The 15,352-nt window shown below is 63.7% G+C and carries 18 protein-coding genes and 2 pseudogenes; 8 read left to right on the top strand and 12 right to left on the bottom strand.

Annotated features, from left to right (window positions below; genetic code table 11):
- Positions 1-13 precede the first annotated feature (13 nt).
- Positions 14-769, top strand: coding sequence for an isocitrate lyase/PEP mutase family protein (locus MAB_RS22340; protein WP_005079937.1), 756 nt, complete (start codon positions 14-16; stop codon positions 767-769).
- Here the strand turns inward: MAB_RS22340 and MAB_RS22335 are convergent.
- Positions 766-1,704 (bottom strand): hydrogen peroxide-inducible genes activator, encoded by a 939-nt coding sequence (locus MAB_RS22335; protein ID WP_005112364.1) that lies wholly within the window; start codon positions 1,702-1,704, stop codon positions 766-768. The two genes, MAB_RS22340 and MAB_RS22335, sit on opposite strands and share 4 nt — an antisense overlap.
- A gap of 96 nt (positions 1,705-1,800) precedes the next feature.
- Here MAB_RS22335 and MAB_RS22330 point away from each other — a divergent pair, with 96 nt between their 5' ends.
- Both MAB_RS22330 and MAB_RS22325 read left to right on the top strand, forming a co-directional pair.
- Positions 1,801-2,388, top strand: coding sequence for a peroxiredoxin (locus tag MAB_RS22330; protein ID WP_005064030.1), 588 nt, complete (start codon positions 1,801-1,803; stop codon positions 2,386-2,388).
- 15 nt (positions 2,389-2,403) lie between these two features.
- On the top strand, positions 2,404-2,931 hold the full coding sequence (locus MAB_RS22325) for an alkyl hydroperoxide reductase (RefSeq protein ID WP_005064032.1): 528 nt from the start codon (positions 2,404-2,406) through the stop codon (positions 2,929-2,931).
- Between the two features lie 61 nt (positions 2,932-2,992).
- Here the strand turns inward: MAB_RS22325 and MAB_RS22320 are convergent, their stop codons facing one another.
- Positions 2,993-3,721, bottom strand: a complete 729-nt coding sequence (locus MAB_RS22320) for an isochorismatase family protein (protein WP_005079940.1) — start codon at positions 3,719-3,721, stop codon at positions 2,993-2,995.
- Positions 3,722-3,735: 14 nt separating this feature from the next.
- Positions 3,736-4,475, bottom strand: a pseudogene (locus MAB_RS22315) (cutinase family protein).
- Between the two features lie 355 nt (positions 4,476-4,830).
- Here MAB_RS22315 and MAB_RS22310 point away from each other — a divergent pair.
- Positions 4,831-5,799, top strand: coding sequence for an acyl-ACP desaturase (locus MAB_RS22310; RefSeq protein WP_005079944.1), 969 nt, complete (start codon positions 4,831-4,833; stop codon positions 5,797-5,799).
- A 23-nt stretch (positions 5,800-5,822) separates the two neighbouring features.
- Here MAB_RS22310 and MAB_RS22305 read toward each other — a convergent pair whose 3' ends face one another.
- Together MAB_RS22305 and MAB_RS22300 are read right to left on the bottom strand one after the other, a co-directional pair.
- Positions 5,823-6,251, bottom strand: a complete 429-nt coding sequence (locus MAB_RS22305) for an Hsp20/alpha crystallin family protein (RefSeq protein WP_005071511.1) — start codon at positions 6,249-6,251, stop codon at positions 5,823-5,825.
- Positions 6,252-6,359: 108 nt separating this feature from the next.
- Positions 6,360-7,418 (bottom strand): YncE family protein, encoded by a 1,059-nt coding sequence (locus MAB_RS22300; protein WP_005112356.1) that lies wholly within the window; start codon positions 7,416-7,418, stop codon positions 6,360-6,362.
- 112 nt (positions 7,419-7,530) lie between these two features.
- On the opposite strand from MAB_RS22300, the gene MAB_RS22295 reads away from it, so the two are divergent.
- The 4 genes and pseudogenes from MAB_RS22295 to MAB_RS25435 form a co-directional block, all read left to right on the top strand.
- Entirely contained in the window at positions 7,531-8,418 is an 888-nt protein-coding gene (locus MAB_RS22295) for a LysR family transcriptional regulator (protein ID WP_005112354.1), read from the top strand.
- Positions 8,419-8,484: 66 nt separating this feature from the next.
- On the top strand, positions 8,485-9,144 hold the full coding sequence (locus tag MAB_RS22290; protein ID WP_005112352.1) for a VC0807 family protein: 660 nt from the start codon (positions 8,485-8,487) through the stop codon (positions 9,142-9,144).
- A 20-nt stretch (positions 9,145-9,164) separates the two neighbouring features.
- Positions 9,165-9,833 (top strand): VC0807 family protein, encoded by a 669-nt coding sequence (locus MAB_RS22285; RefSeq protein WP_005079950.1) that lies wholly within the window; start codon positions 9,165-9,167, stop codon positions 9,831-9,833.
- A 53-nt stretch (positions 9,834-9,886) separates the two neighbouring features.
- A pseudogene (locus MAB_RS25435) lies at positions 9,887-10,450 on the top strand (VC0807 family protein); the annotation flags it as partial.
- 53 nt (positions 10,451-10,503) lie between these two features.
- Here MAB_RS25435 and MAB_RS22280 read toward each other — a convergent pair.
- The 7 genes from MAB_RS22280 to MAB_RS22250 all read right to left on the bottom strand — a co-directional run bounded on the left by MAB_RS22280 (position 10,504) and on the right by MAB_RS22250 (position 15,334).
- Positions 10,504-11,073 (bottom strand): GNAT family N-acetyltransferase, encoded by a 570-nt coding sequence (locus tag MAB_RS22280; protein ID WP_012296754.1) that lies wholly within the window; start codon positions 11,071-11,073, stop codon positions 10,504-10,506.
- A gap of 3 nt (positions 11,074-11,076) precedes the next feature.
- Positions 11,077-11,952 carry a 5-oxoprolinase subunit C family protein gene (locus MAB_RS22275; protein WP_005079952.1) on the bottom strand — a complete coding sequence of 292 codons (876 nt, stop codon included), beginning with the start codon at positions 11,950-11,952 and terminating at the stop codon, positions 11,077-11,079.
- On the bottom strand, positions 11,949-12,584 hold the full coding sequence (locus MAB_RS22270) for a 5-oxoprolinase subunit B family protein (protein ID WP_005079953.1): 636 nt from the start codon (positions 12,582-12,584) through the stop codon (positions 11,949-11,951). Before MAB_RS22270 ends, MAB_RS22275 begins: the two co-directional genes overlap by 4 nt.
- 39 nt (positions 12,585-12,623) lie before the next feature.
- Positions 12,624-13,337, bottom strand: coding sequence for a queuosine precursor transporter (locus tag MAB_RS22265; RefSeq protein ID WP_005095329.1), 714 nt, complete (start codon positions 13,335-13,337; stop codon positions 12,624-12,626).
- A gap of 10 nt (positions 13,338-13,347) precedes the next feature.
- Positions 13,348-13,740, bottom strand: a complete 393-nt coding sequence (locus MAB_RS22260) for a hypothetical protein (RefSeq protein WP_005079954.1) — start codon at positions 13,738-13,740, stop codon at positions 13,348-13,350.
- Positions 13,740-14,720, bottom strand: a complete 981-nt coding sequence (locus MAB_RS22255) for an ABC transporter substrate-binding protein (protein WP_005079955.1) — start codon at positions 14,718-14,720, stop codon at positions 13,740-13,742. The genes MAB_RS22260 and MAB_RS22255 overlap by 1 nt, the downstream gene beginning before the upstream one ends.
- Positions 14,721-14,788: 68 nt before the next feature.
- A complete protein-coding gene (locus tag MAB_RS22250) occupies positions 14,789-15,334 on the bottom strand; it encodes a TetR/AcrR family transcriptional regulator (RefSeq protein ID WP_005079956.1) in 546 nt (181 codons plus the stop codon).
- Positions 15,335-15,352 lie beyond the last annotated feature (18 nt).

The raw sequence follows: 15,352 nt of genomic DNA, 5'->3' as shown, positions 1-15,352 counted from the left end.
GTTGGATGTAGGCATGTCGACCGACCTCGCCGCCAAGGCCTCGCTGCTCAAGTCGCTTCACGTCCCGGGCGATCCGGTGTTCCTCCCGACGGTGTGGGACGCGTGGTCGGCCAAGTTGGCCGCGGACGCCGGATTTGCGGCGCTTACGGTGGGCTCACATCCGCTCGCGGATTCGGTGGGCAAGGCCGATGCCGAGGGCATGTCATTCGACGATGTGGTGGCCCGGGTCTCGCAGATCACCGCGGCGGTGGACCTGCCGGTCTCGGTGGATATCGAGTCCGGCTACGCACAAACGGCACAACGACTCATCGAGGGACTGATCGAGGCGGGTGCTGTCGGATTGAACATCGAGGACACTGTGCACAGCGAGGGCGGGCGCCTTCGCGAGCCCCAGGAGCACGCGGACCTTGTTGGCGCACTTCGTGTTGCCGCCGATCAGTCAGGCGTTCCGGTGGTAATCAATGCACGCACCGATGTCCTCTTGCGGCAGATCGGGGAGGAGTCGGACCGGGTGGATCGGGCCATCGCTCGGTTGAAGCTGGCTGCGGAGGCAGGCGCCGACTCGCTCTACCCGGTGGGACGCCATGATCCGGATGTGCAGCGCCGCTTGACCTCTGAGCTTCCGCTGCCGGTGAACGCCATTGCCGTTCCCGACGTCGATGACCCCGCGTCGTTCGGCCCGCTGGGGGTCGGACGTATCAGCTTCGGTCCGTTCTTTCAGAGGGCGCTGTCGGCGCGTGCCGAGGAGATTCTCGGACGCTGGCGTTAGGCCGCGTCGGCCGTCACCGGATGCACGGCCGACACGAGTCGGGTAAGCAGTTCGGCCAGCCGCCGGTAGGCGTCCTCGCGCGCGCTGATCGCGCGATACACCAAACCGATCCGCCGGCCGGGTACCGGCGCGGCGAACGTTGCGGTGGCCAAACCGCCGCTGGCGGTCTCGGCGGTGACCGCGGTGCCCGGAATGAGCGTGACTCCGAGACCACCCTCGACGCATTGCACGGCGGTGGCCAGCGAGGCCGCGCGGGTGTGGCCCAGATCGGGGCGCACCCCGGCGAGCTGGCACACCTCCAGGGCCTGATCGCGTAGGCAATGGCCCTCGTCCAGCAACAGCAGTGGCATATCGGCCAGATCTGCCGGCTCCACATTCTTGCTGCCGGCAAGGGGGTGACCGGACGGTAGGGCCAGGACGAAGTCCTCCCGATACATGGGTATCTCAGCCATGCCCTGGGTTTGCACGGGCAACGCCATCACCGCGACGTCCAGGGTCCCGTCGGACAGCGATCGCAGCAGCCGGTGGGTCTGGTCCTCGGTAACCCGCAGCGACATCTCGGGGAACTCGCGGGACAGCCCGCTGAGCACCATGGGGAGCACGTAAGGGGCCACGGTGGGTATCAGTCCCAGCCGCAACGTCTGGGCAAACGGATCGCGAACGCCGCTTGCCGCAGAAGTGAATTCGTCAACGGCATTGAGCGCGGAGATAGCCTTCTCCAGTAGCGCGTCGCCTTCGGGAGTGAGTAGCACCTTGCGGGTGTTGCGTTCGACAAGCCGCACGCCCAGTCCCTCTTCGAGCATGGACAGGGCCTGCGAAAGTGAGGGCTGACTCACGCCGAGCTCGCCGGCCGCACTGCCGAAATGGCGTTTACGTGCGATAGCCACGAAGGCGCGCAGGCCGACGACTGTTGGCTGATAACTACGATCGGACATACCTATCAATATAGTGCCAACAATCACGTTTTATTTTGGAAAGATTTCCGGCACGATGGTGCCAGTAAGCATTCAGCGAATACGTGAAGGAGAATCGTGACTCTGCGCACCATCGGCGATGAATTCCCGGCATACAACCTCACTGCGGTCATCGGCGGCGACCTGTCGAAGGTGAACGCACAGCAGCCCGACGACTATTTCACTACCGTGACCAGCGATGACCACCCTGGCAAGTGGCGTGTGATCTTCTTCTGGCCCAAGGATTTCACCTTCGTGTGCCCCACCGAGATCGCCGCGTTCGGCCGTCTGAACGACGAGTTCGCCGACCGCGACACTCAGGTGCTGGGTGCCTCGGTGGACAACGAGTTCGTCCACTTCCAGTGGCGTGCTCAGCACGAGGATCTCAAGACCTTGCCGTTCCCGATGCTCAGCGACCTCAAGCGCGAGCTGGCGGAGGCGGCGGGTGTGCTGAACGCCGATGGTGTGGCCGACCGCGCCACCTTCATCGTCGACCCCGACAACATCATTCAGTTCGTCTCCGTCACGGCAGGTTCCGTGGGCCGCAACGTGGACGAGGTGCTCCGCGTGCTTGACGCGCTGCAGTCCGACGAGCTGTGCGCCTGCAACTGGCGCAAGGGCGACCCGACCATCAACGCGGGCGAGCTGATGAGCGCAGGCGTCTAGGAGGGTTGGGTAACTGTGTCTATCGAAAACCTGAAGGAAGCGCTGCCGGAGTACGCCAAGGACCTCAAGCTCAATCTGGGCACGGTCGCTCGCGGCACCGTGCTCTCGCAGAGCCAGCTCTGGGGCACTCTCGTCGCGACGGCGGCCGCCACCCGAAACGAGCAGGTGTTCAAGGAGATTCGCGAGGAGGCCGCGGGCATTCTGACGCCCGAGGCCCTCGACGCGGCACTGGGCGCGGCATCGATCATGGCGATGACCAATGTCTTTTACCGCGGGCGCGGATTCCTCGACGGCGCCTATGACGACCTGCGGCCGGGACTGCGGATGAACATCATCGGGAACCCGGGCGTTGACAAGTCCGAGTTCGAACTGTGGTCCTTCGCGGTCTCGACCATCAACGGTTGCCATTACTGCGTCGGCTCTCACGAGAAGGTGCTGCGCGAGGCCGGGCTGACCCGTGAGCAGGTACTCGAGGCCCTGAAGATCGCGGCGATCGTCGCCGGGGTCGCTCAGGCGCTGGCCACGGTGCCCGCGCTCGTCTAAGCAACGTACAAAGGCCGCCCGCAGCAATTGCGCGGGCGGCCTTTGTCGTATCGGCAGACGGTCACGAGTTGTTCAGCGCACCCAGCGCCGAGCGCGTGGTCAAGATTCTGGCGGTTCGTTCCGCGCACCAGGCGAGCGCCTGGTTGTGTCCGGTGGACGTATAGTCCGCCACGGCATCGGCGACGATGAATGCCTGGATATCGTTCTGAACCGCGTCGGTAGAGGTTGCGGTGATTCCGGAAAAAGCGTAGACGCCGGCGAGAATCAGCTGATCCCGGTTGGCGTCATGCAGGATCTCCAGCAGATCGGAGCGGAAGAACTCGCTGTACTTCCATTTGGTGAGAACGGTATCTGCCGCCGTGGGAGCCAGCGGGTCGACGATGGCTCGCTCGGTGTCGTCGTCGGGCATGCCGGGACCATAGAGCTGGCCAAAGAGCCCACGCTGCTCTTTCGTCATGCCGCCGGGTTGTGCCGAGTAGTACACCGGCATCTGGTGTGTATGCGCGGTGTCGAGCAGGCTCTTGATGTTCTTTAGTACTGTCCCGATGGGATCGTCCTGCGGCGCATAGGCTTTCACGAAATAGTGCTGCATATCGTGCACCAGCAGTGCGGCTCGATGTACCTCCAGCGTCCAGGGTGCGCTGCTGGTCGGCACCTGAATCGTGCTGAAAGGGTAGGCGATTGATCCGGTGGGACGCACGTCCGCATGCGCGCTCCCGGCCGTGGTGAGACCCAATGCCGCGGCGGGCAACGCTACGGAGCTGGAACGGAGGAACGTGCGTCTGCGCATTCGGCCTTCCTTGGTCACGCGGTGGGCGAGCAGGTGGTGGCGCTGTCCGTGGACTGCCCGTCGGCGCCCTTGCAGCGGTGACCCAACAGTGCGACCAGTCTTTGGACCACGGTATCGGCCGCGCCGTCAGTGAGCTTGTCCTTGGCATAGGTGGTGTGGGAGATGATGTCGCCACCTTGCGGGTCGCAGAAGAAGTCTCCTGGATTACATACATCAATTACCTTGTGCAGCAATTCATCTCGAATCGCGAGGTTGGCATCTACGCCCGGCGGCCGGATGTTCTTGGGGTCCCCGAAGAGCACGATGGCGACAATGCGGTCCTCCAGCCCGGCCGGCAGGGGGTTGGTAAAGGTGTAGGTCCCAGGCGGGGTGTTGCCCAGCAGCACATCCACCACCGCGGCGCCCTGGGCGTATCCGCCGACGACGAACTTCATCTTCGGGCAGTCGGCGGCGGTCTTCTGGATGTGCTTGCTCAGGTCGTCGGAACCCTTTCCGGCCTGAATGAAATCGATGCTCGCGGGATAGTCCACTCCGTAGGTGGAGATGCTCATCCCCTTGGCGCCCTTGAGCTGTTTCTGGACCGCGTCGGTGAAGGACTGCCGACGTCGCCGAGGCCTGCCGGCTCGTTGGTACCGCGCGCGAATGCCAGATCGATATCAGTGCAGCTTGCTGCCTGTGCGGCCGGTGGCGACTGCATGCCGTAGCCGCCAAACAGCGTGGCGAATGCGGTGACGGCACAGGCTGGGTAACGCATGGCTATTCGCACTCACTGCACCTTTCATTGGCGATCACGCTGCTTTGTTTACCCAAAGTACCGAGCGGTCGAATGTGCCGCCTAGAGGATCAATTGTGCGACAGGCCGCAGCAGGGGCGCATTAGTGATGTTGCTCTCGCCGGGTTAGGGTGCTGCGAAGCCGGTTCGAATATCGGGGCTGTCTGAAGCTGTTGCCCTGTTGCGGGGGTCGAAACAGCCGTAGTGGCTCGTCCGGCGGCGGGGTCGGGGTGGAAGTTGCCTGCCATCGCGTGCCGCCAGCAAGCAGATCGAAGCATTGCTCAGATAAGTTACCCTGTCCGAGGGCTTGGGGTTTCAATGCGAAAGACAAGGTGAAATGCCGAGAGAGCTGACTGACATCGAGATGCTCAGCGAGCTGGAGCCCATTGCTGAAACCAATCTCAATCGGCATTTGGCGGTGGCTACCGAATGGCACCCGCATGACTATGTTCCCTGGGACCGGGGCCGCAATTTCGCGCAGATGGGCGGCGACGACTGGGACCCGGAGCAGTCGCAGCTGAGTGAGGTCGCCAGGGCTGCGATGATCACCAATTTGCTCACCGAGGACAACCTGCCCTCGTATCACCGACAGGCCGCCAAGTACTTCGGTCTCGACGGTGCCTGGGGTACCTGGGTCGGTCGCTGGACCGCTGAGGAGAACCGGCACGGCATCGTCATCCGCGACTACCTCGTGGTCACCCGCGGTGTTGACCCCGTCGCCCTGGAGCGCGCCCGCATGGAGCACATGACAGCGGGCTTCGACGCGACCGATGAAGAAGAGTCGGTGCACCAGACTGATTTCTTGCTATCGGTGGCCTACACCACGCTGCAGGAACTGGCGACCCGCGTGAGCCATCGCAACACCGGCAAGGTGTGTGACGACCCAGTCGCGGACCGGATGTTGCAGCGGGTTGCCGCCGACGAGAACCTGCACATGATCTTCTATCGCAATATGTGCAGCGCCGCACTGGATCTCGTTCCGGATCAGGCACTCGATGCGATCGGAGCGGTGATCGAAAACTTTCGTATGCCGGGACAGGGCATGCCCAACTTCCGTCGCAACGGCGTGCTGATGGCCAAGCATGGCATCTATGACCCGCGCCAACATCTCGACGAAGTGGTGACGCCGAACCTGCGTAAGTGGCGAATTTTCGAGCGGAATGACTTCAGCGCCAAGGGCGAAGCGCGTCGTGATCAGTTGGCTGCGTACGTGGAAGATTTGAAGGGGCAGGTGGTCAAGTTCGAAGAACAGCGCGACCGCATGCTCGCGCGCGAAGCCCGGAAGCGAGAGGCCCGCGCCGGATAGCGCGGGCCTCTCGTGGGTGCCGACTACGTGGTGATCTCGATTTTCTGGGCCGCGGCGTTGGCGTACGCACCGGCGACCTTGACGGTCAGGATGCCTGCGTCGTAGCTCGCCGAGATCGCATCACCGGTCACGTGTGTGGGCAGGGTGAAGGTGCGGCGGAACGTGCCGTACCGGACCTCACGCAGCGTGCGACCTTCGGTCTGCTCGGCGCGCTCGTCGCGACGCTCGCCGGATACCACCAACGTGCCACGCTCAACCTCGACCGTGACGTCCTTTCCGACGTCAACGCCAGGTAGATCGAGGCGCACCAAGGCGTCGTCGCCGTCCTTGACCACGTCCGCTGAAGGGACGAAACCGGGGGTCGGCCAGCTTGTGGCGGGGCCGAACGACTGGCGTACCAGGGCATCGAATTCTGCGAACGGGCTGCGGCGTGTCCACACCAAATTGCTCATAGCTCTCTCCTCACATCCGGGCCGGACTTTGCGGCCGGCCGTCACCCATACAAACTTGAGTGCCGTGCGCTTAAGTTCCGTTTTTGGTACGCCCAGGGCGAACAGTCCCTACGTGGACCGCGGAATGTAGGCGAGCCCGTGGGCTCCCGCCTCGCCCCGCTTGGCAATGTCCAGGGTGTTGAGCACGGTCCAGGTTTCCAGATCGACGATGTCAACCTCCGACGAGGTGATCCCGGCGACGTAACCGAGCCGTCCGTCCGGTGACGCGGTCATGGTGAGCGGAAACTTGCCCTTGAGTTCAACAGACGCGACGAGTTCCCTTGTGGTGGTAGAGAATGCCCTTAGCAGCCCGGGCTCGTGCCGCCCGAGTGTGCACGAGGGGTCCGGCGACATCCGCAGCTCACCGGCCAGCAGGGTGCCCGTGCTGGTCAAACATACGGGGAACACCACATTCTCGGTTTTCAGTACCGCGGTCACCTGGGCCTGCCGGGTGTCGATCACCCGAATGCCGGCCTGCTGGGTCGGATCGGTCTCGCCGACTTTGAACGAGCCATATGGTGCGGCGACATACAGTTCGGACCCGTCCGCCGAGATGGCCAAGCCCTCACTGCCGGGCACCTCGACGGTGGTGAGGGTGCCGGAGCCGAGGTCCACGAACGAGACGAACGGCGCCTCCTTATTGCTGGCGTAGCCCTTCTCTCCGGTGGGATCGATGACGAACCAGTGCGGCCCTGGCGCCCCGGTATCGATGCGGCCCAGCATCTTTCGGGTAGTGGTATCGATGACGACCACGCCGCCATCGCGCTCGTTGGACCCCTCGACACTGACGTACAGCAGGCCCCGCCCGGTATCGAGCGCCAGGCCGTGCGGCGCGTGTTCGGGCGCCAGATCGACTACGTCGACGACGCGCCGGGTATCCGGATCGATGACGGTCAGCTGCGTGCGTCTGCCGGCGTTGGCGTGGTAGTAGCCGGTGTGGTAGGTGTTCGTGCACCACAGCAGCCGCTGTGTTGGATCGAAGCACAGCTCGTGGGGCTCGGCCAGCACATCGATCGCACCGAGCATCTCATCGCTGGCAGCGTCGAAAAAGCTGACGGTGGGCCCCGTCTGGCTGACGACGGCGAGCGTATCGCCCGCGCGGCCCTCCCGTGCGGATGGTGACGTCATGATTCCTCCTGGTCTGTAGGGCTTGCGGCTTAAGCCTGCACGCTGCATGATTGCGAAGAAATGCAAGTATTGATAAGCAATACTTGACTCAAAAGTTAAGGATGCGGCGCCGATGGATTTGAATCTGCTCCGCGTCCTTGACGCGCTGCTGCAGGAGAACAGTGTGACCGCCGCGGCTGAGCGCTTGGCTACCTCTCCGCCTGCCGTGAGCCGTTCGTTGGGCAGACTGCGGCGTATCACCGGCGACGCTCTATTGGTGCGCGCCGGACAAGGGCTGGTGCCCACGCCGCGCGCTGTCCAGATCCGTGATGAACTCGGTGGGCTTTTGCGCCGAGCCGACCAAATCCTGCGCCCCGGAGCAGAATTCGATCCGGGAAAGTTGCAGAGGACGTTCATTGTGCAGGCCGCGGAGCTCTTCCTCACGGCGCTGGCCGTACCGCTTCTGGAGCGGCTGCGGCACGATGCTCCTGGTGTCAACGTCGTGTTCGCTCCCGAAGCCCGCGAGGACACCGGCGCGCTGCGGCGCGGAGACATCGACATCGAGCTCGGCTCACTGGATCACCTCGATCCAGAAACGCGGCACACCCCGGTCGCGATGCTCCCGATGGTGGGGGTGGCCGCGCAGGACCACCCGTTATTCGAAGGCCCGATCGATGCCGGAACCTTCGCAACGTACGGGCATATCAGTGTCTCTCGGCGCGGCAAGCTCTATGGACCCATCGATGAGGCGCTGGCACGCCACGGGCTGCGCCGCCGCGTGCCGGTGGTGGTGCCCAGCCACACCAGCGCCATGCTGCTGGCACGCTCATCCCGACTGATTGCCCTCACAGTCGCCGGCTCGGTGGACACCGCGGGCCTGGGCATCAGGATGTTCGATATTCCGCTCGAGCTGCCCGCCGTCGCGGTCGGCGTGGCCTGGCATCCACGCAACAATGACGACGCGGCCCACACGTGGTTGCGTGGTTTGCTCATCGAATCGTTTGCGCGACTACCCGTGTAGTGGCGACGTGTCGTTCACGGTGCGTGCTGGCCGGTGATTCCCAGTTTCGCCCGGTACCCTCACCGCGTGCCCGGGCAGCCCGCAGAGAATCAGAAGGCATCAGCGCGCGTCGTGCTTCGGCACGCTCTCATCAGCGCCGGGCCGTCCCTGGGCACGTACTACCTGTTGCGCTCGTTGGGGCAGCCCGAGATTCACGCATTGATCGCTGCCACTGTGGTTTCCGGTATCCAGGTGTTGGTGAAGGTAGTCCAGAACCGCAAGTTCGACGTGTTGTCGGGCTTTCTGATGTTCAACTTCGGTCTCAGCCTGATCATCGCGCTCGTCACGTCTGACGCGCGCATGGCTCAGGTGTCCAACACCATTCCCGGGATTCTGCTATCGCTGTTTCTGATAGGGAGCGCGCTGGTCGGTAAGCCGCTCACCGAGTTGATGATCGCCAAGGCGCGTCCCGGCCGGATCGACGAGATCGCTGCCGAGCACCGCTGGACCGGTGAAGACTTCACGTCCTATCACCGGATGCATGTGCGGGTGACCTTGTGGTGCGGTGTCATCAGCTTGCTGCTGTCTGCCATCTCGATCGTCATCATCTATAGCTTCTCGGTCGACATCGCCCAGGCGGTCAACCAAATCTTCTCGCTGGTGACCACGATTGGCCTGATCATCGGCATGATCATGTTTATTCGCCGCTACCTGCAGCGCGTGACGTACGACTCGCCTGCGGCCTGACGAACGGATACAGTCGCGCGGTGTCCCTGACCACCGAGCGGCCCGAAACCGAGAACGGGATATCGCCCCGGCAGCTGCTGATCGAGGGGCTGCTGAACGTGGGTCCTGCGCTGTGTGCGTACTTCGGGTTACGCCTGATCGGATTTTCTGAGCTGCACGCATTGATGGCCGCGACGGCAGTATCGGCCACCCAGGGGCTGGTCAAGATGGCGTGGAAGCGCGCGCTCGATCCGGTTTCTCTGCTGGTGGTGCCCATCTTCGGTGTCAGCTTGGTCATCGCATGGCTCACTCGCGATCCGCGTCTGTCACAGGTCACCAACGAGGTGCCCGGCATGCTGTTGGGTACGTACTTTCTGGTCAGCGCGCTTATCGGCAAACCACTGACCGAGTTGCTGGTCGCTAAGCTTTGGCCCGGCGGTGTCGAGAAGCTCGCCGACGAGCAGGGCTGGACCGAAGCCGATCAAGGCTCATATCACCGGCTGCATGTGCACGTGAGCTTCTGGTGCGGAATCTTCAGCCTGCTGTTCTCGGGTCTGATGGTGGTGATCATCTACAGCTTCTCGGTCGATGTGGTCCAGGCGGTGAATCCGGTGGTTTCCATGTTCACCACCGGCGGCCTCATCGTGGGCGTGGTGGTCGCCATCCGGATGTACCTGCGGCGCAAGGAACGAGTGTTGTCCGCTCGGTAGGTCGCCGGCACGTTTCTCAGGCTCTCTCAGATTGCGTCGGTACCGTCGCTGAGGTGAGTGGGTTGGGTAAGGGTGCAGGGAAATTCACACTTGGCCATGCGCTGGTCAGCGCAGCGCTCGGCCTGGGAACGTATTACGGCATGCGCCTGCTGGGCGCTTCGGAGCTGCACGCCCTGATGGCCGCGGCCGTGGTGTCGGCATTGCGTGTGGTGTACACCGCGTTGCGGGACAAGCGCTTCGACATCGTCGCGGGATTCATCATGCTGATGCACGGAGTGACGCTGGTGGTCGCGCTGCTGACCAGCTCCCCGCAGCTGGCGCAGCTCACTCATGTGGTTCCGGTGGTGCTGTTCGGCGTGTTCTACATCGGTAGTTGTCTGACGAGGCGACCGCTCACGGAGCTCGTTGTGGATGTGATTCGCCCGGGCTGGGTGGCTCGTCACCACTGGAGTGATGCGGATCTACGCGCCTATCACCGGATGCATGTGCGGCTCTGCATAATCGTCGGCTCGCTGGAATTGGTACAGGCGGCTGCGATGGCGGTAATCATCCTGCGCTACCCGGTGGACATCGCACAGGCCGTCAACGGGCTGATGGCAGCGGTGGGCAGTGCCGCGCGGCTGGCGTTCGTGATCGCGGTGATTTGGGTCTTCTTGCGTCGCCGCGGTCATCACCAGCCGTCGCCGGCGCGCCAATCACAGGTCAATGAGCCGGAGGGATCGACTCCGGAACTCATCGGTAGCACGTGCACGCCCTCGTCCGTGGCGGGCACGATGCCGTCGGCCGTCATAACGGGCGTGGACCCTAGCCAGGGCACCCAGCCTCGGGCCCGGTAGAACGGCGCGACGTCGTCGCCGGCACTCAACGCCCCCAGTTCGTAGGCACCCCGCAGCACCTGCTCGGCCGCGTCCATGATCGCGGTACCAAGTCCGTTTCCACGCCAGTCGCTATCCACCGCAACGCCTTCCACATACCCGGTGCGCAGGACGCGGTCCTGGTACAGCAGTCGGCGCTGCACCACAGCGGCGTGGGCGATGAGTATGCCGTGGTACCAGATGAGCGCGTGCATCCCGCCCAGACAGTGTTCCCAGTCCTCCTCGGTAAAGTCGCCTTCGAATGCCTCAATGAGTAATTCACGTGCGGCACAGCGTGTTTCACTGTCCAGGTCGGCAGTGTGAATGAGCCGCGCGGTGTGCGTGCGGATGACGGGGACGGTTGGCATATTGGACACAGCCGACATCTCCTAATTCATACGCGGTCTTGACCAAGAGAACCGAACGGTTTGCCCTGGCCGTACCTGTGCGGCCAGATCGACGTCGTGATCGGTGATCACCCCGATAACCGGATAGCCTCCGGTGACCGGATGATCGGGGCCCAGAATAACGGGCTGACCGCCGGGCGGCACCTGAATTGCGCCGCGCACGACGCCCTCACTGGGCAACTGGCGGGCTGGGTCGCGCAGTTCCAGCGGCTTGCCGATCAGGCGAGTCCCCACCCGGTCGCTGCGATCGGAGACTATCCAGTTTCCGTGGATCAAGGCATCGGGATCGGTGAACCAGTCGTCACGGGGGCCGGGAACCACCTTGAGTTCAACGACGTCGTCGGAGATGGTGGCTACCGGCGCCTGCTCGACCTCCGGGAAGGAAGGGGAGCGTGGTCCGATCGGCAGTCTGTCGCCGGCTCGCAGCGGTTTGGGCCCGATGCCGGACATGATGTCGAAGCTGCGTGAGCCCATCACCGGCGCCACACTCACCCCGCCGCGCACCGCAACATAGCTGCGCAGGCCGCTGCGCGGTGCGCCGAGGGACACCACATCTCCATCCTGAACTTGGGCAATACTGTTCGTGCCGAAGGGGATTCCATTGATGGACGGGTCGGTATCGGCCCCCGTGACAGCCACTACCACGTCGCCGCCGATCACCCGAAACGACATACCACCCAGCGTCACCTCGATGGTGGCCAGGTTGTCGGGATTGGCCACCAACCGGTTGGCCAAGGAATGCGAGCTGCGGTCAGCGGCTCCCGACCGTCCGACGCCCATGGCTGCCTTGCCGACACGCCCCAGGTCTTGTACCAGGGCCAGTGGGCCGGTGCGCATCACTTCCAGGGTGGGCCTCATGCCGTCACCTCCCGAAACTGCACACGTGTGCCGGGTGTGAGCAGGGCCGGTGGGTTGCGATCGAGATCCCAGATGACGGTGTCCGTGGTGCCGATCAACTGCCAACCACCGGGTGATTCACGGGGGTAGATCCCGCTGAACTCGCCGGCCAGTGCCACCGAACCAGCGGGCACCTTGGTGCGCGGGTCGGCGCGGCGTGGGATGGCAAGACGTGGATCGCCTCCCACCAGGTAGGCGAATCCCGGTGCGAATCCACAGAATCCGACCGTCCACACCGTTCCGGTGTGTGCTGTGATGACACCGTCCACGCCGAGGCCGGTGTGCTCGGCGACCTCTTCGAGATCGAGGCCGTCATACCGGACCGGAATCGTCACCGGCGGTGATGTGGTGTCATCCAGGGAGCCGGGCGGGGCCGTGCGCTGTGTCAGCCGATGACGGACCATCGGCTGGTCGGACGGGCCATTGAGCTTGAGTAGGACAGTGCGGGAGGCGGGAACGATATCGGTGACGCCCTCGATAGGATCGGCATTCAGTGCTGACGTCCACGCCAGCACCTCGTGCACGGATGTGCATTCGAGCAGTAACGCCCGGTCCCCGTGATCCCGCACCTTCAAATCCGTTGCGGTACTCATATTTCGACGGTACCCCCGTGGCCGCGCCTACGGGTGCATTTATTTCGCCTGTGTATAAGTCGGTTCGTTCTTCTTGATGTACGCGATCACGCGATAGGTAACGGGCAACATCACAATTTCCACCACGGACTTGAAGACCCAGCCCAGAGCGGTGTACGTGGCCAGCTGACCGAAGGTGTGAATGCCCAGCGCGGTGGCGGCGATGGAGCAGAACACCAGCGAATCCGCGAACTCGCCGATAACGGTCGAGCCGACCAACCGCGCCCACAGGTGGCGCTCCTTGGAGCGCTTCTTCATGCGCACCACAACGAGGGCGTTAAGAGTTTGTCCGACAAGATATCCGGCGAGGCCGGCGACCATGAGCGTGGTGATGCTTTCGACAATCGTGGCGAACGCCTCTTGGTTGGGATAGAACTCGGCCGGCGGCAGCACCTTGGCGGTCCACAGCACCAGGCACGCCAGTGCCTCCATCGCGAACCCGAGCAGAATCACCCGATTGGTGGCGCGATACCCGTAGACCTCGCTGAGTACGTCGCCGATCACGTAGCTAAGGGGAAACAGCACAAACGCGCCGTCCGTGATCAGTGACCAGTCGCCGACCACAGGGCCGAAGCCAATTGCTTTGGTGGCCGCCACGTTCGAGATGAGGACCACTCCGACGAAGACGGCAGACAGCAGCGGATAGTAGCTGCGTCCTACCTGGGCGAAGACCACCTCATCCTGGGGACTCTTCTCGATCTCGCTTGTCGCCATTCCGCGAAGTCTAAGGTGCGTGCTTGCACTGGGGCGCGGGTGGATTTGTCGCGCAGGGCCGCACTCGCACCGGCATGCTGGCGGCCGAGTAGACCAATACGGCCACCGCGGCGAGATATACGAGGAAACCGATGGTCAGGGCCCGGAGCCGCCGTCCGCGCGTAAACGCCAGGGGCAGGGTGCCTGCGGCCAACAGCCCGAAGGGCACGGCGAGCAGCATTCCGAAGACCAGCCCATAGCCGTGTGGGTCGGCGAACGGATTCGACGAGAACCGGGACGACAGCACCGCGAATGCCGCCAGCCCGAAAATGCCGAGCCCGAGTGCGCCGACCAGGCCACCGGCCACCCGGATCGCTATGTCGACCCAATAGGGCTGCTCCGGGCGAGCCGGGGGGTAGACCATCACCCCAATATCCGCGCCAGCTGTGGGACCAGATTGTCCACCACATAGGTCAGACTCAGTGGCGAGCTGAAGTTGATGGCCCCGCCCAACTCCTTACTGGTGAAGATGCTGCGGTCCAGTAGTGATGGCCCCAATGTGGTGATCGCCGGATCGGCCTTGAGCGCGGCGATCTGTTCGTCGGACTCGGTGCCCCACAGCAGCACGTCCGCCTCAGCCAGCACTGTGGAGAGTCGGTCGGCGGCAAGGTATGCGAGCTGATCGCCCTTGGCATACGTCTCCAGGTCCGGGGGCGTGATCAGCCCAAGTCCGGAGAGGAAACCGGTACGCGGTCCGGATCGGAACGCGATGGCCTGCCCGTCGAGCAGCTCACCTTGCAGGTAGATGGCCTTCTTATCTTTGAAACCGGTATGTGCGGAGGCCGCGGAACTGAACTTGTTGTCGACGGCCTTGACGACCGCGTCCATTTCCGCGGGCTTGAATACCGCCTGGCCGATGGCCTTTGCCTGGTCCTTCCAGGGTTCAAAGAACGCGTACTTGCCCGCCTGGGCGATGGTCGGGGCGATCCCGGAGAGCTTGGTGTAGGTGTCCTGGTCCAGCCCGGCGTCGGCGGCAACAATGAGATCAGGCTTCAGGGAGGCGATCTTGTCGATCATCAGACCGTCGGTGAGGGTGAGTACCTCGGGTGTGGCGCCGCCGAGCCGCTCGGTGGCCCAGGGCCAGGTGGCGAACGGGAAGCCGCCGTACCACTCGGTGACCGCTACCGGGACGATGCCCAGCGCCAGCAGGTAGTCGTGCCCTGTGTATCCGGCGCTGATTATGCGCTTCGGTGGCGCCTTGACCTCGGTCGTACCGAACGCGTGCTTGATGAAGGCGGTGCCGTCGCGCTCCGAGGTTGGCGCCGACTCCTTAGCGCAGGAGGCCAGTGCGGTGCTGGCGGCGAGGGCGGCGCCGGCGGCAAGAAGTCCGCGGCGAGTGATCATCCCAGGTGGCACACATCGAGACTAGCTGGCGCACGCAAGCTACGGGGTTGTGATTCGCGGCGCTCCGTTCACGAGATGCCCACCAGTCGCCGCGCCGCCTCTGCGGCGGCGTTCCTGCGGTCTGCGAGCGTGCGCTCGCTTAACGGCTCACCGACAATTCGATCGATGCTGAATCCACTCGCGGCCATCGAATAGGCGATATCGATCAGCAGCATCAGCAGACTCTTCGGGTCCCACGCCGGGTCGATGAGCCCGCACTGCTGTCCCCGGCGCACCTCGTCGAGTTTGGCTTGGAAGATGCGACGCAACAGGTGGTTGTCGAACATTCCATCAGGTGCTTCCAACTCGATCCAGCGCTGTAACCGGGCGCCCTGTGGATCGGCGATGATGTTGTCGAATAGGCCCGCGACGTAGCCAGGGACGTCCTCGGCGCTCAGTGGCACCTGGTACGGTGCATCGTTGATCCATTGTGCGACAACGGCTTCAAATAGCCGTTCCTTGCTCTCGAAGTAGCTGTAGAGCCTCTCCTTGCTCGCGTTCGCGTTGATCGCAATGCGGTTCAACCGGGCGCCGGCAAGGCCGTGCTCGGTGAACTCGGCCTTGGCTGCGGCCATTATTCTGTCGTGCGTGGC

Origin of the sequence: Mycobacteroides abscessus ATCC 19977 (assembly GCF_000069185.1) — a bacterium.
Classification (GTDB): domain Bacteria; phylum Actinomycetota; class Actinomycetes; order Mycobacteriales; family Mycobacteriaceae; genus Mycobacterium; species Mycobacterium abscessus.
Note: the sequence above shows the minus strand (reverse complement) of the source record. Positions and strands in the feature narration are given on the sequence as shown.

What these genes read in the sequence shown, in the direction of transcription:
- MAB_RS22340 (WP_005079937.1), top strand. Translation starts at nt 14, where the DNA reads ATGTCGACCGACCTCGCCGCCAAGGCCTCGCTGCTCAAGTCGCTTCAC.
- MAB_RS22335 (WP_005112364.1), bottom strand. Translation starts at nt 1,704, where the DNA reads ATGTCCGATCGTAGTTATCAGCCAACAGTCGTCGGCCTGCGCGCCTTC.
- MAB_RS22320 (WP_005079940.1), bottom strand. Translation starts at nt 3,721, where the DNA reads ATGCGCAGACGCACGTTCCTCCGTTCCAGCTCCGTAGCGTTGCCCGCC.
- MAB_RS22310 (WP_005079944.1), top strand. Translation starts at nt 4,831, where the DNA reads ATGCCGAGAGAGCTGACTGACATCGAGATGCTCAGCGAGCTGGAGCCC.
- MAB_RS22305 (WP_005071511.1), bottom strand. Translation starts at nt 6,251, where the DNA reads ATGAGCAATTTGGTGTGGACACGCCGCAGCCCGTTCGCAGAATTCGAT.
- MAB_RS22300 (WP_005112356.1), bottom strand. Translation starts at nt 7,418, where the DNA reads ATGACGTCACCATCCGCACGGGAGGGCCGCGCGGGCGATACGCTCGCC.
- MAB_RS22295 (WP_005112354.1), top strand. Translation starts at nt 7,531, where the DNA reads ATGGATTTGAATCTGCTCCGCGTCCTTGACGCGCTGCTGCAGGAGAAC.
- MAB_RS22280 (WP_012296754.1), bottom strand. Translation starts at nt 11,073, where the DNA reads ATGTCGGCTGTGTCCAATATGCCAACCGTCCCCGTCATCCGCACGCAC.
- MAB_RS22275 (WP_005079952.1), bottom strand. Translation starts at nt 11,952, where the DNA reads ATGAGGCCCACCCTGGAAGTGATGCGCACCGGCCCACTGGCCCTGGTA.
- MAB_RS22270 (WP_005079953.1), bottom strand. Translation starts at nt 12,584, where the DNA reads ATGAGTACCGCAACGGATTTGAAGGTGCGGGATCACGGGGACCGGGCG.
- MAB_RS22265 (WP_005095329.1), bottom strand. Translation starts at nt 13,337, where the DNA reads ATGGCGACAAGCGAGATCGAGAAGAGTCCCCAGGATGAGGTGGTCTTC.
- MAB_RS22260 (WP_005079954.1), bottom strand. Translation starts at nt 13,740, where the DNA reads ATGGTCTACCCCCCGGCTCGCCCGGAGCAGCCCTATTGGGTCGACATA.
- MAB_RS22255 (WP_005079955.1), bottom strand. Translation starts at nt 14,720, where the DNA reads ATGATCACTCGCCGCGGACTTCTTGCCGCCGGCGCCGCCCTCGCCGCC.
- MAB_RS22250 (WP_005079956.1), bottom strand. Translation starts at nt 15,334, where the DNA reads ATGGCCGCAGCCAAGGCCGAGTTCACCGAGCACGGCCTTGCCGGCGCC.